The organism is Frigoribacterium faeni (genome assembly GCF_007988805.1).
GTDB classification, from domain to species: Bacteria; Actinomycetota; Actinomycetes; order Actinomycetales; family Microbacteriaceae; genus Frigoribacterium; species Frigoribacterium faeni.
In genome coordinates, this window is sequence record NZ_BJUV01000007.1 from 44,410 (window position 1) to 65,686 (window position 21,277).

The following is a 21,277-nucleotide window of genomic DNA, read 5'->3' on the forward strand; positions in this document are numbered from 1 at the left end:
GGCCAGTCTGCGCCTCCCGGCGTGAGAGGGCACCCGTCCTCGGACCGTGGCCTGCTCGGGGCGACTCCGTGCGGACGGCGTCGCCCCGAGCGGCCTCGGCGCTCGTGTCGTCAGCGCTCGTCGGTCGACGCCCTGGGATGCCCGACGGCCTCGGCGGGCCCGAACCGGAACACGGGCAGGGTCTCGGCGTCGAAGCCGGCGGCCTTCTGGGTGAACTCGAGCGAGTAGACGTGCTCGGGCCCGAACCGGCGGCTGAAGGTCCAGTCGCCGTCCGCGTCGGCGACGGGCGTCGCGATGCGGGTGCCCGAGGTCGTCACGACCTCGATGGTCGCGAACGGCGTCGCCCGCCCGGAGAACGTCGTGTCGGCGTCTCGGTCGTAGCCCTCCCCGGGCGCGGGGGAGACGATCTCGAGGCCGCGCCAGACCGGGGCCTTGAGCGTCAGGGTCGTCCGATCCGTCTCGCCGGCGCGCTCCTGCACGATCGTCAGCGCGTAGTCGCTCCGCGGTCCGTAGTCGCGCTGCACCGCCCAGCGGCCGTCGACCCCGACCTCGGCGGTGCCCATCGCGCCGCCCCACTGGTTCGTGACGGTGATGTTCGCCCCCGCCGTGGCCGTGCCCCCGAGGACCAGCGGGCCCGGGCGGTAGGTGTCGCCGTCACGGTGCGTGGTCACCTCGATCGGGGCCAGCGGGATGTCGGGTGCCCAGACGAAGCGGACGTCGTCGCCCTGGCCGGTCGTCGCGGCCTGCGTGAGGGTGATGGCGTAGGTGCGGACCGGACCGTATGCGCGGACGGTGGACCAGCTGCCGTCGGCCGTCACCCGGGTGCGGAACAGCTCGGCGCCCAGATCGGTGGTGGCCACGACCTCCGTGTGCGGTGTGGCGACGCCGCGGAACTCGGTCGGCTCGTACGGTCGGTAGCGATCGCCGACCTCCGGGCTGATCAGCTGCAGCTGCCGCCAGGCGGGTGCGCGCAGTCCGAGCCGGATCGTGTCGCCGTCTCCGCCTCGGGTCTGCGTCACGGTCAGGGCGTAGTCGGCCCGGGGACCCATGTCGCGTCGCACGGACCAGCGTCCGTCGGATCCCACGGTGGTGCGGCCCATCGACCCTCCCCACTGGTTGGTGATGACGATCGAGGCCCGCGGGGTGCCTGCGCCTTCGAGGGTGACCGGCCCGGGCACGTACTCGCCGCCGTCGATGTGGCTGGTGACCGTCGTCGGAACCCAGCCGATGACCGGGCTGAGCGCGATCCTGATCTGGTCCGGTTGGCCGTCCGGCGCCGTCTGGGCGACGCGCACCGTGTAGTCGGCGACGGGACCGAGCTCGGCCGGGGCGCTCCAGTCGCCGGTGGTCTGCGAGGCACGGGTCGCGAACAGGCGACGGTCCCACTGGTTGGTCGCCGTCACCCAGGCGCCGGGTGTCGCACGTCCTCTGAAGATCGTCGTGCCGGGCACGTACGTGTCGCGCGCGGCGTGGCTGGTGACCGCGAGGGGGCGGAACGACCCGAGCGGGAGGAGCGTGAACTCCGCGGAGACGGAGCCGCGCCCGTCGACCAGCGTCTGCGTCGCCGTCAGACGGTAGACGGCGGTCGGCCCCCAGGTGCGATCGATCGACCAGCGGCCCAGGGCGTCGGCCGAGGCGCGGCCCGCCTCGTTGCCCCACTGGTTGCGGACGACGACGCGGGCGTAGGGCGTCGCCGAGCCCGACAGGGAGGTGACGACGTTCTCGCGGTACCACCCGTCGGCGGGCCCGCCGATGGCCACGGGGGCGATCTCCTGCCGGGCGTCGGGGACGACCCGCACCTCGTCGGAGGAGCGCACGTCGCCGCGAGCGCGCTGACTCACGACGACGGCCGTCTCGGCGTGGCCGGGGGCCAGCTCGACCTCAGCCGACCAGGTGCCGTCGGCCACGGGCACGACCACCGTCGTGTCGTCGGTCGCCACGGTCACCTCGGCGCCGTCCGCGCCCGTGCCGGAGACCGTCGTGAGACCGGGCGGCACCTGCCCGGTGGCGGGTGTCAGCAGGTCGACGGCGGCCCCGAGGTCGACCTCGACGCGGGCGGCGCCGGCCGGTGCGCCGTCGACGCTCTGCGTCACGTCGAGCGCGTGTCGCCCGGGTCCGATGGCCGGGTCGATCTCGAGCGACCACGCCTCGTCGACGACGCGTGTCGAGCCGAGGGTCCGTCCCTCGGTGCTGACCTCGATCGCGGCGCCGTCGTGTCCGCCCCCGGACACGGTCGCCCGCGGCCCGAGCTCGCGGGGGACCGTCACCTCGGCGGTCACCTCGCGCGGTGGCACGGTGATCGTGACCGGGGTGGAGCCGACGGCGCGGAAGTCCGACGGCGTCCCCGTGCCGGAGACCCCGAAGCCCACCGACGCGGGTGTGCTCACCGCGACCGACCAGCGCACCTCGCCGCCACGCGGGAGGGAGGTGGTGTCGTCGCTCCACGACAGCTCGAAGGAGGCGCGGCGTCCGTCCGTCGAGAAGGTCCCGTCGGTGAGGTCGAGACCCGGATCGGCCGCCCAGGTCCCTCCGGCGGAGCGCCGATCGGCGCTCAGGACCCGCTGCCCGGGTGCGATGCGCGTGCCCTCGGGCGCGGTGACCTCGGCCGTCCCCTCCAGGCGGGCGAAGGCGTCCCGGATGCCCACGCCGAACAGCACCGCCGTGTCACCGCCGCGTTCGAGGTCGACGGTGTCGCCCGCGACCGCGGTGATGCGCCCGCCGTCGACGACGTCGGCGACGAGGGTGGTGGCGTCGAAGAGGTCGCCGGCCACGATCTGCTCGACGTGGACGGAGTTGCTCCCGGGTGCGAGCCGGGTCGCCGTGAGCTGGAACGTGCCGTTGCCGCGGACGTCGGCGGTGATCCCGCCGATCCGGATCACCGCGTAGGGCGTCGCCGTGCCGACCACGACGGCGGTCCGGGCGATGTCGTTCACCTGGGCGATCCGGGCGTCGATCGAGCGACGGTCGAACCGCTGATCGGCGAGAGGTGCGCCGCCGCCGGCCAGGGACGGCCGGAGGCCCGTGCCTGGCCAGACCGCCGGATCGGCCGCCTGGACCCCGCCGAGCCTGACCGCCCCGTCGTCGCTCTGGCGGAGCAGGCCGTCGCGGGTCACCCGCCAGGTCGCCGACGGATCGGTGCAGGCCTCGGGCGAGGCGATGAGGGTGGGCTCCGACTCGGTCGGCAGCGGGGCCAGACAGCCGTCGCCGGTCGGCAGGCTCACCGGTGCGGCCGAGGCGCCGGGGTCGGGGAGGGTCACGCGGGTGGCCGTGGCGAGCGCGTCGGCGGCGTTGGCGTGGCGCGTGGCCCGGAACGCGTGTCGACCCGCCGTATCCGCTTCGGGGCTCTCTCGATAGGCGATGTAGTCGCCGCCGGTCGTGCGGAAGGCGAGTGCGCTGACGAAGGGGAGCGGGGTGGGCGTCGCCGCCTGCGCCGATGGCGTCAGCACGCCGCCGACCAGGAGCGCGGTCAGAGCGATCGCGCTCGCCGCCGTGGGGAGTCGTGTCATGGAGGGGGTGTCTTTCTGATCGACGGTCGGAGTGATTCTCACGAGACTTATTAATGACACATGTTCTGAGAATGCGCGACACCGATGGGGAGGACGTCGGAGGGATCACTCCACGGCGGTCACGGTGTTCCCGTCTCCGTCGTCGACGACCTCGGGTTCTCCGCCGCGGTGCTCGACCGTGTTGTCCGCGCCGCCGAAGGCGACGTGGGTCACCTGGTCGACGACGATGGCGTTGCGGTCTCCTTCGACGACGAGCCGATCGACCGCGCCGAGCGTGATGCGACCCTCGACGCCGACGATGCTCACGGCCGGGCAGTCGCCCAACTCGAAGGGCCCGTCGAGTCCGTCGGAGAGGATCGTCGCGACGCCGTCGACGCATTCGTCGTAGACGGTCTCGGTCGCCTCGACCGACTCGACGGAGGGGCTCGGCGAGCCGGTCGCCTCGGTGTCGTCCGTGGTCGTGCAGCCGCTCAGGGCCGCAGCCAGCACGAGGGCCGTCGCGAGACCCAGCGGGCGGGCGATGCTCTTCTTCATGGGGGTTCCTCTCTCTGTGGTCGTGTGTCGCATGAGCCCGTCCGGATCCGTCACCGTTCGGCCGGGAAGTCGGCGGGCGCGAAGCGGAACCGGGGGTGGTCGCCGGTGACCCCGGCGGCGCTCTCCTGGGTGAGATCGATCAGGTACGCGTACGACGGACCGTGGAACCTCGTGTTCGACCAGATGCCGTCGCGGTCCGCCGCCGTCTCGAACAGCTGCCCGCCGAGCGACGTCGTGGCTCGGACGATCGCGAACGGGGTCGCCCGACCGGTCATGGTGAAGGCCTCGCCATCGCCGTAGCCCTCCCCGGGGGCGGGGGCGACGAGCTCGATCTCGGTCCAGACCGGGGCTCGCAGCTCGAAGCGTCCGATCTCGTCCGTCTGATCGTCCCGGGTCATGACGAGCCGGAGGGCGTAGTCGGCGTCGGGGCCGAAGACCCGTCGCAGAGACCAGGCGCCGTCGGCGTCGACCACCGGGCGTCCCATCACGGTGCCCCACTGGTTCGTGATCTCGACGACGGCGCCCGGTGCACCGGTGCCGCGCAGTTCGAGCTCACGGGGCCGATAGGTCTCGCCGTCGACGTGGCTGGTCACGGTGAGGGGTGCCCACGGCAGATCGGGGGCCCAGACGAAGGTGTCGAGGGAGTCGGTCCGTCCGTCTCGGGCCTGCTGTGCGATGTCGATCCGGTAGACGTTGTCCGGGCCGTAGGCGCGCGTGTTGCGCCAGACGCCGTCGACGTCGGTCTCGACCGAGAACAGCACGTTGCCGGCCGCCGTCGTGGCCGTGACCGTCGAGTACGGGGTCGCCGTGCCGACGAACTCGCTCGGCTCGCCCGGTGCGTAGCGGTCGCCCTCGACGGGGCTCGTCAGGGCGAGCGGACGCCAGACCGGCGCCCGGAGCTCGAGCGTCACGACGTCGCTCCGGTCTCGGAACGTCTGGGTGAAGGTGACGTCGTAGTCGGCGCTGGGTCCGAGCTCGCGGCTGAACGACCACTCGCCCTGGGCGTCGACGGTCGCCTCGCCGATGGGCTGGCTCCACTGGTTCGTCGCGACGACGGCGGCGGTGGGCGTGCCGGTGCCGGTGAAGGCGACGCTGCCCGGGCGATACGTCTGCCCGTCGACGTGGCTGGTGACCGCGAGGTCGACGAAGTCCAGCTCGGGGACGAGCTCGAGGGTGATCCGCCCGGTCGTGCCGTCGGGGGCCTTCTGGGTGATCGTGATCTCGTAGGCGGCGACGGGGCCGAGCATGGTCTCCGCGGTCCACGCCCCGGCGACCTGGGAGGCGCGGGTCGAGAAGAGCACGCGGTCGTACTGGTTGCGCGCCTCGATGTAGGCGCCCTGCGTGGCCCGCCCGGCGAAGGTCACGGTGCCGGGGACGTAGGTGCCCCCGTCGCTGTGGCTGGTCACGACGAGCGGCACGAACGAGCCGTCGGCGAACAGCTCGAACACGGGAGAGGTGGAACCGCGTCCGTCGACGAGGCTCTGGGTGGCCGTCAACGCGTACCGCGCGGACGGACCGAAGGCCCGATCGAAGGCCCAGTCCCCGTTCACGTCGGCCACGGCGGTGGCCAGCACGGCGCCCCACTGGGCGCGGATCTCGACCGTCGCGTACGGCGTCGCCGTCCCCTGGACGGTCGTGTCCGCCAGGGGCGTGTAGAAGTGCGACGACGGTTCGGTGACGACGACGCCGCGCAGCTCCTGCGGGCCGTCGGGCACGACCTGCGCCGCGTCCGTCGTCACGAGGTCGCCACGGGCGTGCTGCGAGGCGGTGACGGGGACGACCGTGTGGCCGGGGCGGATCTCGACCCGTGCCTCCCACCGTCCGTCGTCCGCCACCGTCGCCGTCGCGACGTCGTCGTCGGCGGTGACCGTGATCTCCGCCCGTGCCGCTCCCGTGCCGCGCACGGTGGTGAGTCCCGGCACGATCTTGCCGTTCTCGGGTTCGATGACGTCGACGGCGGATCCCAGGTCGACCCGGGCCTCGGCCCGGCCGAAGGGTCGGTCGCCGACGGTCTGCTCGACCACGAAGGTGTGGTCGCCGTGACCGATCGAGGACGGCAGGGTGATCGACCAGGTCCCGGCGACGACCGCGGTCCGCCCCAGGACGGTGTCCCCTTCGCGGACGGTCACCGTCCCGTCGGCGTCGCCGACGCCGGAGATCGTGGCCGGCCGGGTGACGTCGTCGTCGAGCACGACCTCGGCCGTCAGGCTCGGAGCGGAGTCGTCGACCCTGACGTCGAACGAGCCCTCGGCCGATGCCGCTCCGGACGCGCTGCGGACCAGGGCGGCCCCACCGTCGAGGACGTCCCCGGGGCGGACGTCGTCGTCGAGTGTCAGGCGGAAGGCCGCGTACTGATGGTCGGCACCCCAGAAGGCGTCCGTCAGGTCGGCGGGACCGTCGATGGTGGCCGTCCGTCGGTCGGCGGAGTAGTCGATCCGGTAGTTCGTCTGTCGGGCGTCGTCGGTGGTGCGCCGCGCCTCCACGTCGGCGAGCCGGCTGCCCGTCGGAGCCGTCAGGGTCAGCGGGCCGCGGACCTCGGGGGCGCGCACGTCGCTGCGCCCCCAGTCGGTCGTGCCGCCGGGGACCGCGCCCCCGACGGTCGTGTCGATGGTCGCCGCCCCGACGACGCGCGTCGGCGTGCTGCCGACCGCTCGGTAGTCGCCCGCCGAGCTGTCGCCCCGGTAGACGTACGACATCTCCGAAGCGACCGGCGCCGCAGAGGCGGGGGTGTCGACGGACAGCGTGTAGCGGTAGTACTCGTCCGCGGCCAGGGTGCCTCCGTTCGAGGCGAGGTCGAACCTGAGGCTCCGCCCGTCGTCGCCGGGTCGGCCGTTCGTGAGATCGAGCCGGGTGTCGGGAGTCCACGTCGCCCCCTCGCCCGTCCGGTTCGTCTCGGCGGCGACGGTCGTCTGCTCGGGGGTGAAGGTCGATCCCTCGGGCGCGGTCAGTTCGACGACACCGGTCATGCTCGTGCGCGTCGCCCGGTTCTGCACGATGAACGGCACGTCGCTGCGTCCGCCCCGCACGAGGTCGACCCGAGCCGACGGTGCCGGGACCACGGTCCCGCCGTCGGTGACCGTGACGACGGCCGTCACGGTGTCCTGGTCGACACCGCCGACGCGCTGCGTCACGGGAATCCGGTTCGTCCCGACGGCGAGGCCGGTCACCGTCAGGGACCACGCCCCGGTGGCGGCGCTCGCGGTCGTCTGCCGACCCTGCGCGCGGATCTCGGCGCCCTTGGTCGCGGTGCCGCCGAGGACGGCGGTGCGGGCGATGTCGTTGACCCGGTCCACCCGGACCACGAGCGGTTCGGCGCGGAACCGGGGGTCCGCCAGGGGGTACCCGCCGCCGGGCAGGAGCAGGGGGCGGAGCCCGGTGTACGGCCACTGGCCCTTGTCGGCGGCCTGGGTGGGCCCCATGGCCTTCGACAGGAGGCTGAACACGACCCGCCCCTCGGTGGTGACCGACCAGGTGTTCGCTGCGACCAGGCAGTACTTCGGGGAGGCGGACAGGGTCGCGCCGCCCCCGCTGCCGCCGAAGGGCATCAGGCAGTCGCCGCCGGCGAGTCGCACCTGGGCGGCGCCGCCACCCGCGTCGGGCAGGACGACCGAGTCGGCGGCCGCCGCCGCCGCGGCGTAGGTGGTGTGCGTGGTGGCGCTGAAGCTGCGCTGCTTCCAGAAGCCGGTGCTCGGTCCGGCCTTGTAGGAGATGAACCCGCCGGAGGGGTTCGAGAACGCGAGCGGGGTCGTGAACGACCGGGCCGTCGCCCCGGCCGCAGCGGCCGACCCCGCGGGGAGGGCCAGCCCTCCGAGCAGGGTCACGGCCGCGACCGCGGCGGCGATGGCCGCTCGGAGGCGTGATCGATGTGTCATGAGGTTCTTTCGTGGAGGTCGCGCAGGCGACGGGCGGACAGGGCGTGCGAATGACAGATGTCTGCACGGATATTCCACGTTATCAATGACATTCGTTCTGCTCTACCCGCATTGCCAAACGGTGATCCCCGGGTAAACTTGAGTCCGATCAACTCAAGTTCTGCGAAAGGCTTCGACATGGCGAACATGCAGGGTGCTCCGGCTTCCGATCAGAAGCAGAAGTCGGCGCTCGAGAAGTACGGCGTCGACCTCACGGCGATCGCACGGAGCGGTCAGCTCGACCCGGTGATCGGACGCGACGCCGAGATCAGGCGGATCAGCCAGGTGCTCACCCGCCGCACCAAGAACAACCCGGTCCTGATCGGCGAGCCCGGCGTCGGGAAGACGGCCGTCGTCGAGGGTCTCGCCCAGCGGATCGTCGCCGGCGACGTGGCCGACAGCCTCAAGGACAAGAGGCTGATCAGCCTCGATCTCGCAGCCCTCGTCGCCGGGGCCAAGTACCGTGGCGAGTTCGAGGAGCGCCTCAAAGACGTCCTCAAGGAGATCACCCGGAGCGACGGCCAGGTCATCACCTTCATCGACGAGCTGCACACGCTGATGGGCGCCGGCGGCGGCGAGGGGTCCGTCGCCGCGTCGAACATGCTCAAGCCCATGCTCGCTCGCGGTGAGCTGCGCCTCATCGGGGCCACGACCCTCGACGAGTACCGCCAGTACATCGAGAAGGACGCCGCGCTCGAGCGCCGCTTCCAGCAGGTCTACGTCGGCGAGCCGAGCGTCGAGGACACCATCGCGATCCTCCGAGGGCTCAAGGAGCGCTACGAGGCGCACCACGGAGTCACGATCACCGACGGCGCGCTCGTGGCCGCCGCCGCGCTCTCCAATCGCTACATCCCCAGCCGGCAGCTGCCCGACAAGGCCATCGACCTCGTCGACGAGGCGGGTTCGCGTCTCAAGATGGAGATCGACTCGTCGCCCGTCGAGCTCGATCAGCTCTACCGAGGGCTGGTCCGCCTCCAGATCGAGGAGCTGGCGCTGAAGAAGGAGACGGACGAGGCCTCGAAGGCGCGCCTGATCGCCCTGCGCGACCAGATCGCCCAGCAGCAGTCGTCGTACGACGACCTCAACGCGCGGTGGCTGGCCGAGAAGGCGGCGCTGCAGGGAGTCGGAACGCTCCGCAGCGATCTGAACGAGGCCCGCATCGACGCCGACCGCGCTCTGCGCGAGGGGCGCTACGAGGACGCCGCCCGGATCAGCTACGAGCGGATCCCCGACATCGAGAGGCGGCTCGCCGACGCCGAGTCCTTCGAGAAGTCCGGCGACCGGCTCGTCAGCGACAGCGTGACCGACGGCGACATCGCCGAGGTCGTCGCCGCCTGGACCGGCATCCCCGTCGGGCGTCTGCTGAGCGGCGAGACCGAGAAGCTGCTCCATCTCGAGAGCGAGCTCGGGAGGCGCCTCATCGGTCAGAAGGCGGCCGTCGCGGCCGTCAGCGAGGCGGTCCGACGCACGCGCGCGGGCATCAGCGACCCCGATCGTCCGACCGGATCGTTCCTGTTCCTCGGGCCCACGGGCGTGGGCAAGACCGAGCTCGCCAAGGCGCTCGCCGACTTCCTGTTCGACGACGAGAAAGCTCTCGTCCGCATCGACATGAGCGAGTACGGGGAGAAGCACAGCGTGTCTCGCCTGGTGGGCGCGCCTCCCGGGTACGTCGGCTACGAGGCCGGCGGACAGTTGACCGAGGCCGTGCGGCGGCGCCCCTACAGCGTGGTCCTGATGGACGAGGTGGAGAAGGCGCACCCCGAGGTCTTCGATGTGCTGCTGCAGGTGCTCGACGACGGTCGCCTGACCGACGGGCAGGGGCGCACGGTCGACTTCCGCAACACCATCCTCGTGCTCACCTCCAACCTCGGTTCGCAGGTGATCACCGACCCCGCCCTCAGCGACCCCGAGAAGGAGGAGCTGGTGCAGGGGCTCGTGCGGCAGGCCTTCAAGCCCGAGTTCGTCAACCGGCTCGACGACATCGTCGTCTTCTCCACGCTCACCGCCGACGACCTCGGCCAGATCGTCTCGCTCTACGTCGACCGACTCGGCCGCCGCCTGACCGACCGTCGGCTGTCGCTCGCCGTCACTCCCGACGCCCGCGCGTGGCTGGCCGAGCGGGGTCACGACCCGATCTACGGGGCCCGGCCGCTGCGACGGCTCATGCAGAGGCAGATCGACGACAAGCTGGCCATGGCGCTGCTCGGCGGCGAGATCGTCGACGGGGACACGGTCCGCGTCGACGTCGCTCCCGATGGCGACGGTCTGACGGTGGTCCGCCACGACGTCGTCGAGCCCGACGCCGCCATCCTCGACGACCTGCCCTGAGGAGCGGCGCTGCTAGAGCCGACGGGCGGCGGCCACGAATTCGCGGATGAGCCCGAGGTCCTTCACTCCGCGCGAGGACTCGACTCCCGAGCTCACGTCGACCCCGACGGGCCCGAGTTCGCCGACCAGGCGCTCGACGTTGTCCGGGGCGAGTCCGCCCGCCAGGATCCACGGTCGGTGGGGTGGAGCGGCGAGGAGCGGGGCGGCGTCGAACGTCGCCCCGGCACCGGGGTCCGCCGCGTCGATCAGCAGGGCGTCCTCGGCGAAGGCGACCCGCGCCTCCTCGGGCTCGGCGGCGTAGGCGCCGGCGTCGACGGCTCGGATGACGCGGAACCCCGCCGCGCGGGCCGCCGCGACGTCCGACGGCGTCTCGTCGCCGTGCAGCTGGACGGACCGCACACCCGACCGGACGGCGAGGTCGAGGACCTCGCCGAGGGGCTGGCCCCGGAACACCCCGACCGTCTCGACCGTGGGCGGCACGCGTTCGGCGAGCCGTCGTGCGCTCGGGGCGTCGAGGGTCCGAGGGCTTCCCGGCGCGAGGACGAAGCCGACGGCGTCGGCACCGGCCGCGACGGAGGTCTCGACGGCGTCGACGGTCGTCAGTCCGCAGATCTTCACCCAGATGCTCATGCCCACCAGTCTGTCGAACCCGGCTGGACGAGGTGCGCCGTCGACGGTCAGTCGTCGTCGAGGCCCAGCGCCGCGGTTCCCGACACCCCGACGCCTGTCGTGACGGGCGCCTCGCGGTAGTAGCCCGACCCGTAGGCGTCGGTCGACTTCTTCTTGCTGCGGGTCATCGTCACGACCACGCCGAGACAGCGGATGCCTGCGATGTCGAACGCGCGGAGGGCGGCCGCGAGGTCCGTGCGCCGGGACCTCTTCGATGCGACGACCATGAGGATGCCGTTGGTGACGGCGCCGAGCAGGGTCGCGTCGGCCACGGGCAGCACGGGAGGCGCGTCGATCAGGACGTAGTCGTAGCGCGCGGTCAGGGTCTCGATCAGCAGCTGCATCTGCGACGAGCCGAGGAGCTCGCTGGGGTTCGGGGGGATGCTGCCCGCGGGCAGCACGGCGAGCCCGTGCGTGCCCCACTCCTGGAGCGCGTCGTCGAGCTCGAACCGGCCGATCAGGACGTCGGTCAGGCCGACGGCGCCCTCGAGCCCCATGATGTCGGCCACCCGAGGGCGACGGAGGTCGCCGTCGACGAGCGCCACGCGGGCTCCCGTCTCGGACAGCACGACCGCGAGGTTGGTCACCGTCGTGGACTTCCCCTCGGACTGCTGCGCCGAGCTCACGACGAAGGCCCGGTTCGCGACGCCGTGGTCGATGAACCGGAGATTGGCCCGGATCGTGCGGAACGCCTCGGCCGCCCGGCCGTGCTGCATGTGGCGCACGATCAGCGGGCGTTCGGAGGTGCCCTTGACGAACGGCACCGAGCCGACGACCGGCGGCGCGAACGACGATTCGACGTCGGAGACCCCGTGGAGGCGCGTGTCGAGCAGGAGGCGCGCCACGGCGAGCGAGATCCCGAGCAGGAGTCCGAGCATGGCGCCGATGACGACGTTGGTGCGCAGGGAGGGCGACGATCGGGTCTCAGGGATCTCGGCGGGTTCGGTCACGAGCAGGGTCACCGACGAGTCCCCCGAGCCCGCCGGACGCTCGATCTCGTTCTCGACGACGTCCCGGAAGCGCTCGCGCACCCGATCGGCGATGTCGCGGGCCAGGACCGGATCGGGGTCGGTCGCCGAGATGTCGATGAGCACGCTGCGCGAGGGCGACGACGCCGAGACCTGCCGACGGAGATCGGCCGCGGTGAGCCCGAGATCGTCGGCGACCGGGTCGAGGACCGTCGACTTGGTGACCAGGTCGAGGTACGAACGGACGCGCTGCTCGGCGGCGTTCCCGCCCTGCAGCAGATCGTTCGCGCTCTGACTCACGGCGAGATCGACGGAGACGTAGACCTGCGTCGATGACGTGAACATCGGGGCCTGGACCGTGGCGAGGCCGGCCCCGCCCAGGGCGCCGACGACGAAGGACGCGAGCAGCAGCGGCCAGTTCTTCTTGGCGACGGTGGTGAAGGTGAGTGGGTTCACGGTGCTCCCTGCGAGTGACCGGACGTTGAATATGAGATATTCCAACACAACTGAGAATGCATCACAAGAGCAGAGACGAATCCTCGGATTTCCATTGCTAATATGAACGCGACATACTAACATTTCGGGCATGTCCGTATCCACCCCTCTGAGTGCGCGCCGCGCGGCCACCGTCCTGGCCGTGGCGACGGTGCTGGTGTGGACCTTCGCGCACGGGGTGCCGACGGGCGTCGGGGCCGAGGCGGCGGCCTTCGCGACCGCGGTCGGCGCCGCCGCGGTATGCACGACGGTGCTCGTCGTCTCCGCTCCGCTCGGTCTCTGGAGCGGCGGTCCGATGTTCTTCGTCGTACTCGCGATCTTCCACGTCCCGCTTCCGGCGTTCCGGCTCCTCGATGCCGAGATGCCCGGAGACGACGTGGGCTACGTCGCGCTCTGGTTCGTCTCGAGCGATCAGGTCCTCCGAGCCGTGTGGCTCGTCGCGCAGGCCATGCTCGCCTTCACCGCCGGGTATCTCCTCCTGGCTCGGCGGACGACGGGGCCGGCCCTCTCCGCTCGGTGGCCCGCCCGACCCGAGGTGGACGGCATGGGCGCCTCCCTGGCTGCCGTCGGGACGACGATCGTGGTCACCACGGTCGTCTACGTGCTCGGCACGATCGCTCTGATGGAGCCGCAGCTCCTGCTGGGCCAGGGCGGCAAGCGGCTCTACGACGCGACCATCGCCTCCAATCCGTCCCTCACCGTCGGGGCCATGGGCATCCTGATCGGATCGTCGCTCGTCGCTGCGGGTGCGCCGTCCGTCGTCCGCACGGTCGGGCTCGCGTTCTTCGGCGCCTTCGCGGCCAGCACGCTGGTGATGGGCTCGCGCTCGTCGGCGCTCTACGCCATCGTCGGGCTGGTGGCCGTCCTGGCGCGATCGCGTCCGATGCCCCGTCAGGTCGTCGCGGTCGTCGCGGTGGTCGCCGGTCTCGTGCTGGTCAACGGGGTGCAGCAGATCCGTGACGAAGGGCTGGCCGAGACGGGCCTCGTCGAGATCGCCGGCTCGCCGCTGGCGGCCACGGTCGAGATGGGATCGACCCTCCGCCCCGTCATCGAGACCGTGGCCTGGTTCGACAACGGGGAGTCCCCCCGCCTCGGCGAGACCTTCGTCGCCGGTCCCATCCGGTTCGGCGAGCTCGTCGCCGGTGTCGACCGCCCTTATTCGGCCGTCGACCCGAGGCTGATCGGAACGATGCTCCGCGAACGGGTCGAGCACTACGAGATCGGCTACTCGATCGTGGCCGAGGCGTTCCTCAACTTCGGCGCCGTCGGGTCCGCCGTCCTCTTCGTCGCCCTCGGGCTGCTGTTCGGTCGATGGGACGGCCGTCGTCTCGGATCGCCCACGGTGGCTGCCGTGTACGGGGTGGTCTACACCGCCGTGCTGGCGACCGTGCGGCAGTCCGCCAGCATCACCGTCACGACCTGCCTCCTCGGTGCGGCGGCCGTGGCCCTGGCGTGGTGGCTCTCGTCCGTCCGCGCGAAGGGCGCGCGACTCGATTCCTCCGGGGTCGGGCCGTGAGCGCGCGGCCCGCACGCGCCTCCTGGTCGGGCCCCGCCGTGGCGGCCGTCTCCGGCCTCGCCGGGAAGGGCGTGCAGTTCCTCGCGCTCACCGCGCTCGCCCTCGTCGTCTCGCCGGCCCAGTTCGGACTCTTCTCGCTCGTGCAGGCGCTCGTGTTCGGCGTCGCCAGTCTCAGCGCTTCGGCGTTCGCGGTCTCCGCGGCGTCCTCGACCGCTCGACGTCGCGACGTCGCGGTCGGTGCCGGCACGACGAGCGCCCCCGACGGCGTCCTCGACGCCGTGGGTCATTCCCTCCGTGGTCGCCGGCGCTGGTTCGCGCTCGTCGCCCTGGTCGACGGCGTGGTCGTCGCGGTCGGTCTCGCGTTCGTCTACGGGCACCCCGAGCAGGCCGGCGTCGCGTTCGTGATCGGTGCGGCGGCGGCGGGCATCACCGTGACCGACACGGTCGTCGGCACCCTCGCCGGGGCGGGTCGCACGGTCGCCACGGCGGTGATCGACGCGTCGAGAGGACTCGCGGGCGGTCTGCTCGCGGTGGTCGGCGGGCTCGCGGGCGGCGCGCTCGGCGCAGCCTCCGGTCTGGTCGTGCTCGACGCGTCGATCGCCCTCGTCGCCCTGGTCGTCACGGCGTGGCGCGGGAGCGCGGTCCGCCGGGACCGCCCGATGCCGGGAACCGAGGAGGCGGGGGTGGCGTCCTCGGCGCCCCCTCGGGTCTCCGAGGCCGCATCCGACGCGGAGCGGACCCGGCACGACCGACGCGTGACGCTGACCGGCGTGAGCGCCGCCTCCCTCGGGCAGATCGCGCCGTGGGTCCTGCTCTGGTCGCTGCAGGCCGTGGGCGGTCTCGAGGCCGTCGCGACCTTCGGCGTGGCCAACCGGTTCGCGGCGCTGGTGCTGCTCGTGCCGGTGTACCTCGGCAAGAACCTCGTCGGACGACTGGTCGTCGATCCGGCGACCGGCCGCTCGGTCCTCCGGGCCGACGTCTTCGTGGCGTGGGTCGGAGGCGTGTGCGTCCTCGCCGCCGTCGCGGCCGGTGCCGTCCAGTGGTTCGCGCTCGGTCCGCTGGCCGAGCGGTACCCCGGGGTCGCGGCCGTTGGGGTCGTCCTGCTGGCCGCGGCGGTCGTGCGCGGGACGGCCACGAGCCTGTCGATGGTGTGCGCGGCTCGGGGGCGTCTCGCGGCCTGGGTGCTCAGCGACGTCGCCGCCACCGTCGTCTCGGTGTCCCTCTGCGTCCTCGCGGCGGTGTCGACGGCGGCGGGGGACGCCGAATACCTCCTGTACCTCTCCGTGCCGGCCGGGGCCATCGCCTGCGCGCTGGTGCGGGGCGCGAGCCTCATGGGCTCGAATCGATCATCGAAGGTGAATAAACAATGAGCTGTTCTACCGATCTGGTCGGAATTGGGCCAGACGAACGGGGGCGGTCGTGACGGTCCTCATCACCGGCGGTGCCGGATTCATCGGCAGCACGGTCGCGTCGGCCTGCGCCGACCGCGGACATGAGGTCGTGGTCCTCGACGACCTCTCCACCGGGACCCCCGTCTTCGCCGCGCGGCACCGGTTCTACCGCGGTGACATCGCCGACGCCGACCTGATCGACCGCATCGTCCGCGAGAACCCCGACATCACGACGGTCGTGCACTGCGCCGCCCGGATCGTCGTACCCGAGTCGGTCGCCGACCCGTTCGGCTACTTCGACAGCAACGTGGCCCGCACGGTGTCGCTGCTGCAGGGCCTGGCCCGAAACGGGATCGACCGCGTCGTCTTCAGCTCCTCCGCCGCGATCTACGACACGCCCGCCGACGGGGTCGTCGCCGAGGGCTCCCCGCTCGCGCCGCCGAGCCCGTACGCCGACACGAAGGCGGTCATCGAGCGGGTCCTCGCAGCCGGTGCGGGTGCCGGCCTCCTGCGGGCCGTTGCCCTGCGCTACTTCAACCCGATCGGGGCGGACCCTCGTCTCCGCACGGGGTTGCAGGTCCCGACACCGAGCCACGCGCTGGGCAAGCTCATCTCGGCTTGGCGGGCGGACGAGCCCTTCGTCGTCACCGGCACCGACTGGCCCACCCGCGACGGCTCGGGGGTGCGCGACTACGTGCACGTCTGGGACCTCGCCGAGGCCCACGCCCTCGTGGTCGATCGGTTCGACGACGTCGTCGACGAGCGGGAGCCCTTCCGTGCCGTGAACCTCGGCACCGGCCAGGGCACGACCGTCCTGGAGCTCGTCGAGGCGTTCGGTCGGGTGGCGGGCGGCCTGCCCCGCGTCGAGATCGGGGCCGCCCGCGCCGGTGACACCGCGGGCGCGTTCGCCGACGTCTCCCTCGCTCGCGAGCTCCTCGGGTGGGAGGCGCGGCTGACCGTCGACGAGGGCATCGCGGACTCGCTGCGCTGGTCCGACCTCGCGCGCCGACAGGGCCTCTTCGCGCCCGCGCCGTCGCCCTGATCCCCTGCTCACCGCTCATCCCCTTCTCACCACCCGAACCCCGACTGGAGCCCCCATGCGTGTCCTCCTCGACGCCGCGATCTTCGGCCTGCCCGACGACTTCCGAGCCCGCAACCTGCAGGAGTCGGGCGAGTCGCTCCTCCTCGACGGGCTGCTGCGCGCCGGTGTCGACGCCACGCCCGTCGCCCCCGCGCTGCACAACTCGTGGCGCGGCTACGACGTGGTGCACCTCAACCACCTCACGAGGTCGTGCGTCCGCCTGCTCGCGCCGACCCGGTCCCGGGTCGTCTTCACGCGCCACAAGACGGAGGCGCCGTCGTCCCGTCGGCAGCAGCGCGTGCTCGAGGGCGCCTACCGGCACAGCGACGCGCTCGTCGTGATGAGCGAGACGGAGCGCGAGCTCGTGCCCTCCTCGGTCGACCGCGACCGGCTGCACGTCATCGCCAACGGCGTCGAGCAGTCGCACTTCCCCGCCCGCCCCCGTCGGCGTCCGGCCGACGGGCGGCCCTGGCGTCTGCTGTCGGTCGGGCAGCTGATCGACCTCAAGCGGGTGGACCTGACCGTGCGGCTCGTGGCGGATCTCCGCCGGGCCGGCGTCCGGGTGGAGCTCGACGTGGTGTCTCAGCGCGAGACCCTCCGCCCCGAGCTCGAACGGCTCGCGGTCGAGCTCGGCGTGGCCGATGCGATCCGCTTCGTCGGCCCGGCCACCCGGGTGGAGCTCGGGCAGCGCATGCTCGACGCCCACTTCCTGGTGCTCGCGTCGCGCACGGAGGCGCAGCCGACCGTCGTCACCGAGGCCGGATTCTCGGCTCTGCCCGTGATCTCGTTCCGGGTCGGCGGCGTCGTCGAGCAGCTGCCGGCGGCTCATCCCCTGCTCGAGGTGCCCGACGTGCGTGGGCTGCTGCCGCTGACGCTCGACCTGATGCGCGACTACGAGCGCGTGTCGGAGGCATTCGCCGAGAACGCCGGACCCCTGCGCGAGCGCTTCTCGATCGAGCGGATGGTCGCCGCCCACCTCGACCTCTACGCGCGCCTCCTCGGTTGAGGCGACGTGACGGCGACGGCCACGGAGAGCCCGTCGGGTCGTCACCGATCCGACGGGCCGCCGGTCAGTCGCGCGCCAGCACGAGCTCGCTGAGGGGCAGGCGCGTGCGCGGTGCGACCTCGCGCTCCGCGAGGGCCTCGACGAGCTTGTCGGCGGCGTCGACGACGCCCACCGCGGTGATGGTCATCGGCTTGAGGTTCTCCGCGAGGTCGAATGCGGCGACGATGGTGTCCCACTCGACGCCGGCCATCTGGTGGGTGTGCAGCCCCTCGGCCTGGGCCTGGACGCTCAGGTGGGCCACTGCCTGGCCGAGGTCGTACTCGGCGTAGGCGCGGACGTCGCCATCGACGGAGGAGGTCTCGGCGATCGCGATGATCAGGGCGGAGGCGTTGACGGCCCACGCGGCGTTGAAGCCCATGAGCGCGCCCACGACGGTGTCGAAGTGGTGGCTGCCGCGACGCGCGACGACGAACCGACGCGGTTGCGTGTTGCTGGCCGACGGCGCCCAGCGCGCGGCCTCGAGCAGAGCGTCGATCTGCGCGTCGCTCACGGTGGCGGTGGGGTCGAACGACCGCGGGCTCCAGCGGGTCTCGAGCTCGCGCACGATCGGGGCGGCGGTCTCCGCGGTGCGGACGGTGGAGGGGAGGGTGGACTCGGAGATCGACATGGAGCCGGCTTTCTGGGGGAGGGACGGACACGGTCGGGCGCGACGTCGGGCCACGGTCATCGCAACACGCGATCCGCCGTGAGTATTTCCCGTCGTCTCGACCGCGCCCTCCCGCGCCTCGGCCGGTCGGAGCGACCCGTCCGCCCGGGTCGACCGGCCCTCCCCGAGGAGGCGCGGTCAGCTCCGGGCGGTCACGGTCGCCCCGTCGACGGTGCCGGTCAGGACCCAGTCGAGGGAGCCGCCCCCGGATGGCAGGTCCCGCGGCACGGTGACCGAGGGGGCCCAGCGCAGCTGCGTCCCCGCCGGGAGGCCCAGACCGCTGGTCGAGCGGACGGTGAACGTGAGGGTGGCGCCGGAGTCGCTGCGGACGGCGCCGTCGACCACGATGGCGTCGGTGGCGACCCACTCGCCGCCGGGCCGGCGCAGCTCGGTGACCAGCGCCTCCTGATGGTCGGCGAAGCGCGTGCCCGTGGGCGCGGTGAGCTCGAGTGCGCCGGCGAGCGACTCGACGGAGGGACGGATCTGGACGGCGAACGGCACCTCGCCCGTGCCTCCCTGAGTCAGAGCGACCGTGCCGTCGGCGGGGACGGCCGTGATCGGCTCGACCCGGTCGGTCCGGACGGAGATCGGGGTGCTGGCGAGCAGGGTCGATCCGTCGAGCGACGTGATCGCCGCCCACCCGTCGCTCAGCTCCGCATCGGCGGGAGCGTCGGGGTCGATGGCGAACGAGACGGCGAGGTAGTTGTCCGCGCCCGGCCCGAAGGTCATCGTGCCCGCGCCGGTCCTGTTGGTCACGGTCACGGTGCGACGGTCGTCGTCGTACGAGTAGTCCATGGCGGTCCAGCGGTGATCGTCCCGCGTTCGGCGGACCTGGACGTCGGCGATGGCGGTGCCGGCGGGGGCGTCGACGGTGATGATGCCGTGACGGGCCGGGCTCACCTCGATGCGGGCCAGGCCGGTCGTCCGACCGACGGCTCCGGTCGCCGTCGTCGAGGTCGCTCCCGTGCCCGGCACCGACGACGCCTCGACGAGTCTCGAGCCGTCGACTCGGAGCGTGCGTGTCGTCGCGGTGCTGCGCGGCTGCTCGACGTCGTCGGCCCACCAGACCAGACGGGTGCTCGCCTCGCGGTGGCGGACGACGACGTACCAGCCGTCGCCGACCGTCGTCCCGTCGAACGCGGCGGCCGCCGCGTGAGCGGTCTGCTGGCCCTGCACCGAGAACGACGCCCTCTCGTCGCCGCGCTCGTCGTAGACCGTCGCCCCGACGTACTCCTGGCCGGGGAAGTAATCATGGGCGGGGTAGCCCGACGAGGCGAACAGGCGCAGCTCGCTCGTGGCGGGGGCGTAGGCGAGGCGAGCGATGTCGCGGCCGCTGATCCCGACGTAGTGGAACGAGTCACCGGCCCGGACGGTGACCGGGGTCGTGTAGAACTCGCGCACCCCGGCGTGGTTGACGACGGTCACATCGACCGCCCCCACGCCGGTCCCCGGGCGAACGGCGCGGATCGAGTGATCGGCGAGATCGACGGTGCCGACGCCGTCCGAGCTGCTCAGCCCGGAGAGATCGGGGATCGATGCGAGTCGGCGCTGGCCGACCGTGACCGATTCCCCGACGGGGGAGAGCGGGCCCTGCGGGATGCTGTAGGCCGGCGTCTCGTACTCGCGGATCAGCTCGCCCGAGAGCCGGTTCAGCCAGATCGGCTCCTCGAGCTCGGGAAGCCGGGCCATGGCGGCCTCGGTCTCCGCGCTGAGGGGGATGCCCCATTGGCGGAAGAACTCCCGGAGATCGCGGTCGGCGACGCGCGCGGTCGTGGCGGCGAAGAGCTGACGCTTCTGCTCGTCCGTCGTGGGCACACGCTCACCGCGCGCCTTCAGCACGCGCAGCTCCTGGTTCACCCGCGGGTAGAAGTCGTCGCCGAACGCGCGGCGCAGGTGGTCGAAGAAGAACAGGCGGCCCCAGACGCTTCCCTGTGCCTGGAAGTCCCGGTCGTCGACGGGCTCGGCGAAGATCCGGTCGTAGGCGGCGACCTGCCCGTCGAGCCTCGTCGTCCAGCCGTAGTCCGATTGGATGTGCAGCGCCGAGAGGTTGACGAGCACCTCGCCGAGGCCGTTCCAGTTGAACGTGGGTGTCTGATAGGTGTGACCGACCTCGTGCCAGAAGCCCCACTGGTCCCAACGCGGGGAGCGGAAGAGATCGGCTGCCGCACCGGAGCTCACCTGGAACATGATGCGATCGTTCGAGGCGTTGGCGTAGCCGCTGCTCGAATCGGCGGAGGCGATGTATATCCGGTGCGGAGCCTTGCGGGCGACGCCCGTGCCGTCGTCGGACAGGCCGTACGTGTCGTTCGTGATGCGGATGAAGTCGTCGAGTTCGGACACCCGGAGCGCGGTGTCGGCCGCGGCGATGTACGGGCCGGTCGTCGGCTTCTGGAAGTCGCCGAAGAAGCGATCTCCGACGATCTGCACGAACGGGGCCGAGGCGAGACGGTCCATCTCGGAGTGGAGCTGTGCGGTGGTCGTCCGCCCCTGCACGAAAGCCGGCACGGGTTCTCCGCCGACGACGACGACGTCGGCGGAACCGCCGTCGGCTGTGCTGATCAGATGCACCATGCCGTCCTGCGGCGCGGTGAGCTCGTTCGTCCCGGGGTGGAGGTCCGCTCGCCAGAGTCCCTTCTCGACACCGCCGTTGTGCGCCGCGTAGACACCGGTCAGGCCGATGCCGACCGTCATGCGCGGCGCTCCGTCGGGCACGGTGATCGTGAGCCGATCGCCCGCTCGGGCGAAGCGAGCGGTCGGCTGCAGGTCGCTGTGCCGGTACGAGCGGTTCTCGCGCACCTGCTCGGCCGCGGCGGATCCGATCCCGTGGATGAGCACGGTGGTGGAGGCGTCGTCCTCGCTCAGGCGGATGTCCGTGGACCGAGGTCCGCCGGGGACGGCGTCGATCGAGGCGGCAGCCGCCGCGGGGACCGCCGACGGGGCGTCTCCGGCGGGCGTGGCCGTCGCCGGATCGGTCGCCAGCGGCGCCACGAGCAGGATGATCAGCGCGGCGGTCAGCAGGGGCTTCAGCCCGGGGCGTCGTGGCGTTGAGGCGGTGGTGCGGCCGGTGCCGGCCGAGCGGCGAGACGGGAGGGACGGGACGGCGGACATGATGACTCCTCACGGTGAGGGATCATCATAAACACGTCACATGTGAAATACAAATCTG

Annotated in this window: 12 protein-coding genes; 5 read left to right on the top strand and 7 right to left on the bottom strand. The window is 72.2% G+C overall.

The genetic code is table 11. The features are described from left to right. Positions 1-110: 110 nt before the first annotated feature. The 3 genes from FFA01_RS04915 to FFA01_RS04925 all read right to left on the bottom strand — a co-directional run bounded on the left by FFA01_RS04915 (position 111) and on the right by FFA01_RS04925 (position 7,912). Positions 111-3,506, bottom strand: coding sequence for an Ig-like domain-containing protein (locus tag FFA01_RS04915; protein WP_146853574.1), 3,396 nt, complete (start codon positions 3,504-3,506; stop codon positions 111-113). A gap of 105 nt (positions 3,507-3,611) precedes the next feature. Beyond that, complete coding sequence (locus FFA01_RS04920) at positions 3,612-4,040, bottom strand: DUF3060 domain-containing protein (protein WP_167627290.1); 429 nt, start codon at positions 4,038-4,040, stop codon at positions 3,612-3,614. Between the two features lie 50 nt (positions 4,041-4,090). Beyond that, a complete protein-coding gene (locus FFA01_RS04925) occupies positions 4,091-7,912 on the bottom strand; it encodes an Ig-like domain-containing protein (RefSeq protein WP_146853578.1) in 3,822 nt (1,273 codons plus the stop codon). 177 nt (positions 7,913-8,089) lie between these two features. On the opposite strand from FFA01_RS04925, the gene FFA01_RS04930 reads away from it, so the two are divergent. Then, complete coding sequence (locus FFA01_RS04930; RefSeq protein ID WP_146853580.1) at positions 8,090-10,279, top strand: ATP-dependent Clp protease ATP-binding subunit; 2,190 nt, start codon at positions 8,090-8,092, stop codon at positions 10,277-10,279. 12 nt (positions 10,280-10,291) lie between these two features. Here the strand turns inward: FFA01_RS04930 and FFA01_RS04935 are convergent, their stop codons facing one another. Together FFA01_RS04935 and FFA01_RS04940 are read right to left on the bottom strand one after the other, a co-directional pair. Then, the gene (locus FFA01_RS04935; RefSeq protein WP_146853583.1) at positions 10,292-10,909 is read right to left on the bottom strand and encodes a phosphoribosylanthranilate isomerase; all 618 of its coding nucleotides are present in this window, start codon (positions 10,907-10,909) and stop codon (positions 10,292-10,294) included. Positions 10,910-10,956: 47 nt separating this feature from the next. Further along, entirely contained in the window at positions 10,957-12,372 is a 1,416-nt protein-coding gene (locus FFA01_RS04940; RefSeq protein ID WP_167627291.1) for a tyrosine-protein kinase domain-containing protein, read from the bottom strand. Between the two features lie 130 nt (positions 12,373-12,502). On the opposite strand from FFA01_RS04940, the gene wzy reads away from it, so the two are divergent. The 4 genes from wzy to FFA01_RS04960 are packed head-to-tail and all read left to right on the top strand — an operon-like array spanning position 12,503 to position 17,405. Further along, entirely contained in the window at positions 12,503-13,927 is a 1,425-nt protein-coding gene (gene wzy / locus FFA01_RS04945; protein ID WP_146853587.1) for an O-antigen polysaccharide polymerase Wzy, read from the top strand. Beyond that, positions 13,924-15,297, top strand: a complete 1,374-nt coding sequence (locus FFA01_RS04950; RefSeq protein ID WP_146853589.1) for a hypothetical protein — start codon at positions 13,924-13,926, stop codon at positions 15,295-15,297. The genes wzy and FFA01_RS04950 overlap by 4 nt, the downstream gene beginning before the upstream one ends. A gap of 49 nt (positions 15,298-15,346) precedes the next feature. After that, a complete protein-coding gene (gene galE, locus FFA01_RS04955; RefSeq protein WP_146853591.1) occupies positions 15,347-16,360 on the top strand; it encodes a UDP-glucose 4-epimerase GalE in 1,014 nt (337 codons plus the stop codon). Positions 16,361-16,415: 55 nt separating this feature from the next. Beyond that, positions 16,416-17,405, top strand: coding sequence for a glycosyltransferase family 4 protein (locus FFA01_RS04960; protein WP_146853593.1), 990 nt, complete (start codon positions 16,416-16,418; stop codon positions 17,403-17,405). Between the two features lie 64 nt (positions 17,406-17,469). On the opposite strand, the gene FFA01_RS04965 is transcribed toward FFA01_RS04960, so the two are convergent. Further along, positions 17,470-18,072, bottom strand: a complete 603-nt coding sequence (locus FFA01_RS04965) for a nitroreductase family protein (protein WP_146853595.1) — start codon at positions 18,070-18,072, stop codon at positions 17,470-17,472. Positions 18,073-18,249: 177 nt separating this feature from the next. After that, complete coding sequence (locus tag FFA01_RS04970) at positions 18,250-21,219, bottom strand: M60 family metallopeptidase (protein WP_146853597.1); 2,970 nt, start codon at positions 21,217-21,219, stop codon at positions 18,250-18,252. Between the last annotated feature and the right edge of the window lie 58 nt (positions 21,220-21,277).

Excerpts from the sequence above, each read along its gene's own strand:
- FFA01_RS04930 (WP_146853580.1), top strand. The coding sequence starts at position 8,090 with ATGGCGAACATGCAGGGTGCTCCGGCTTCCGATCAGAAGCAGAAGTCG.
- FFA01_RS04915 (WP_146853574.1), bottom strand. The coding sequence starts at position 3,506 with ATGACACGACTCCCCACGGCGGCGAGCGCGATCGCTCTGACCGCGCTC.
- FFA01_RS04925 (WP_146853578.1), bottom strand. The coding sequence starts at position 7,912 with ATGACACATCGATCACGCCTCCGAGCGGCCATCGCCGCCGCGGTCGCG.
- FFA01_RS04965 (WP_146853595.1), bottom strand. The coding sequence starts at position 18,072 with ATGTCGATCTCCGAGTCCACCCTCCCCTCCACCGTCCGCACCGCGGAG.
- FFA01_RS04935 (WP_146853583.1), bottom strand. The coding sequence starts at position 10,909 with ATGAGCATCTGGGTGAAGATCTGCGGACTGACGACCGTCGACGCCGTC.
- FFA01_RS04960 (WP_146853593.1), top strand. The coding sequence starts at position 16,416 with ATGCGTGTCCTCCTCGACGCCGCGATCTTCGGCCTGCCCGACGACTTC.
- FFA01_RS04920 (WP_167627290.1), bottom strand. The coding sequence starts at position 4,040 with ATGAAGAAGAGCATCGCCCGCCCGCTGGGTCTCGCGACGGCCCTCGTG.
- wzy (WP_146853587.1), top strand. The coding sequence starts at position 12,503 with ATGTCCGTATCCACCCCTCTGAGTGCGCGCCGCGCGGCCACCGTCCTG.
- FFA01_RS04970 (WP_146853597.1), bottom strand. The coding sequence starts at position 21,219 with ATGTCCGCCGTCCCGTCCCTCCCGTCTCGCCGCTCGGCCGGCACCGGC.